The sequence below is a fragment of the Sulfuricella sp. genome (assembly GCF_035531155.1).
Taxonomy (GTDB): domain Bacteria; phylum Pseudomonadota; class Gammaproteobacteria; order Burkholderiales; family Sulfuricellaceae; genus Sulfuricella.
The window spans coordinates 1-2800 of sequence record NZ_DATKTK010000065.1; the positions used below are offsets into that span (position 1 = coordinate 1).

Annotated in this window: 3 protein-coding genes; all 3 read left to right on the forward strand. The window is 59.0% G+C overall.

Annotated features, from left to right (window positions below; genetic code table 11):
* On the forward strand, positions 1 to 1323 hold a 1323-nt coding region (locus VMV64_RS15300), incomplete at its 5' end, for a site-specific DNA-methyltransferase (RefSeq protein ID WP_325331881.1).
* Positions 1320 to 2393, forward strand: a complete 1074-nt coding sequence (locus VMV64_RS15305) for a virulence RhuM family protein (protein WP_325331882.1) — start codon at positions 1320 to 1322, stop codon at positions 2391 to 2393. The genes VMV64_RS15300 and VMV64_RS15305, both read left to right, overlap by 4 nt.
* On the forward strand, positions 2390 to 2800 hold a 411-nt coding region (locus tag VMV64_RS15310; RefSeq protein WP_325331883.1), incomplete at its 3' end, for a DEAD/DEAH box helicase family protein. The genes VMV64_RS15305 and VMV64_RS15310, both read left to right, overlap by 4 nt.

The following is a 2800-nucleotide window of genomic DNA, read 5'->3' on the forward strand; positions in this document are numbered from 1 at the left end:
GAAGTCTTTGGGCGTACCAATTACTTGGCAACACTTTATGTGCAAGTGAGGTATGCCGAAAAGACACTCAAGCAGGACATGGACTTTCACAAACAAGTCGAACAGATCCATGTGTATCGACGAGCATTTGGGGCTCGCCCCATTCTTGAAAAGAAGGAGTTTGGTTTCGGCAAATTCAGGTGGGCGATAAAGGAGCATAAGGCAGGCAAAGCGACGGTGCTCGGTGGGAAAAAGGCGATCGTATTTGCTAAGGGTGAGTGGTCGCTGTCGGAGTCCGACGGGCACATTGACGGGCTCAAGGAAATTTGGGCAACCGGAACCATTCTTGACGGGAACTCGTCTGGCCGGTTCTTCCGAGACTATCTAGCTGGCCGCGTCTCCCAAGATGGTCTAGGAGCACTCTATAAAGTAGAGTCCATTGGCGATGATGGCCTTGGGTATAGGTACTTCACCGGCCCCGCCCGAGCGACAGCGACAAAGGGCAAATATTTTCAAGGTGTTCCCGTGGGCCAGCGACGGGAAGACGCTGAAGTTGCCACAGTCCCAATTGAAAATTTTTATGATCTCGCAGGAAGCTTTGGAAATTGCCGCAATGAGGGCGGTGTCGACTTCAGAGGGGGTAAGAAGCCGGAGGCGCTATTGCGGATTGTGCTTGAGAGATTCTCTGGACCAGGCGATATTGTCCTTGACTCCTTTGGGGGCTCCGGCACTACCGGCGCAGTAGCCCAAAAAATGGGCCGCCGCTGGATCATGGTGGAGCTCGGCGAGCACTGCCATACGCACATCATCCCGCGACTGAAGAAGGTCATCGACGGCGTAGATAGAGGCGGCATTACCGAAGCGGCCGGCTGGAAAGGCGGCGGCGGTTTCCGCTACTACCACCTCGCGCCGTCGTTGCTGGAAAAGGATAAGTGGGGTAACTGGGTCATCCATTGTGACTACAACGCGGCGATGCTGGCCGAGGCGCTGTGCAAACTTGAAGGCTTCGCCTATGCGCCCAGTGACACCGTGTACTGGCAACAGGGTTATTCCACTGAGCGCGACTTCCTCTACGTCACCACCGCGACCCTGAGTCATGAGCAGTTGCAACAATTGGCCGAGGAAGTCGGGCTGGAGCGATCACTGCTGGTGCTATGCCCGGCGTTTCGTGGCAAGGGTGACTTCCCCAATCTGACCGTCCGCAAGATCCCGAAGCAGGTACTGTCGCGCTGCGAGTGGGGTCACGACGACTATTCACTGCAGGTGGAGAACCTGCCGAAAGCGCCCGAGCTGGATGCTCCACCGCCTGCGCAAGCCGGACTGTTCACCGAGGGCGAGGCATGAGCAAGGACGGCGATGAAGGCAAGTCGGCTTCCGAGCTGATTCTGTACCGCACTGCGGACGCGCGGACACGGATCGAGGTACGCCTGGAGGGCGGCTCGGTCTGGCTGACCCAGCGTCAGATGGCGGAGATCTATCAGGTCAGCAACAAGACCGTCAGCGAGCACCTGCAGAACATCTACGAAGAGGGCGAGTGCGACCCTGAACGAACTGTCCGGAGTTTCCGGACGGTTCGGCAGGAGGCGCATCGGGTAGTGCGCCGCGACCTGGATCATTACAGCCTGGAGGCCATTCTAGCCGTTGGCTACCGGGTGCGGTCGCCGCTGGGCACGCAATTTCGCCAGTGGGCTACCGAACGGCTGAAGGAGTTCCTGGTCAAGGGCTTTGCGCTGGACGACGAGCGCCTGAAGCGCGGGCCGGACGATGGCTACTTCGAAGAGCTGCTGTCCCGCATCCGCGATATCCGATCTTCGGAACGGATGTTCTGGCGCAAGGTGCTGGACATCTACGCCACCAGCGTCGATTACGACGGAAGCGCAGAGGCCAGCCAGCGCTTCTTCAAGACGATCCAGAACAAGATGCACTGGGCGGCACATGGCCACACGGCAGCGGAAATCGTCAGGGCGCGCGCTGACTCAGGCAAGCCGAATATGGGTATGACGAGCTGGAGCGCCGAGCGACCGCGCAAGGCCGATGCCGCCGTGGCGAAAAACTATCTGGAGGTCAAGGAGCTGGAAGCGCTCAACCGCATCGTCAATGCTTACCTGGAGTTCGCCGAGCTGCAGGCTCTTAACCGGCGTCCCATGACCATGCAGGCCTGGATCAGGAAACTCGACGATTTCCTGCGCCTGAGCGAGCGCGACATCCTCACCCACGCCGGTCGGATCAGCCACGAATCGGCGGTGGAGCATGCTGGCGCGCAGTTCGATCTGTATCGCCAGCAGCAGGCGAACAAGGTCACGGCGGTGGAGCGTGATTTCGACGCAGCGACCACCAAGCTCAAACAGATCGAAGCCGGCAAGCGAAGCCCAACGCGGAAGAAGCCGGGCACGAAAACGGGGGACAAGGAATGAACCGGCACGTCAATGCCATTGCTGGCCGTCTGAGCTTGCGTCCACCGCAGCGTCGCTCGCTGGAATTACTGGATCGCATCACCGAGGTCGTGCCGCCAAGAAAGGCCGCGGATGTTGCCACGGCACTGGAAATCATTCGCAGCGAATTTCCGTCAGTCACGGACTTTGAACGTGAATTTCCCTCGTTGTGTTTCGCCTTGGCGACCGGCGTCGGCAAGACTCGATTGATGGGTGCGTTCATCGCCTACCTGCACCTGGCGCACGGCATCAACAACTTCTTCGTGCTCGCGCCTAACCTGACCATCTACAACAAGCTGATCGCGGACTTCACGCCGAACACGCCGAAGTACGTGTTCAAGGGCATTTCCGAGTTTGCAACGGACGCGCCTGCGATCATCACCGGCGAC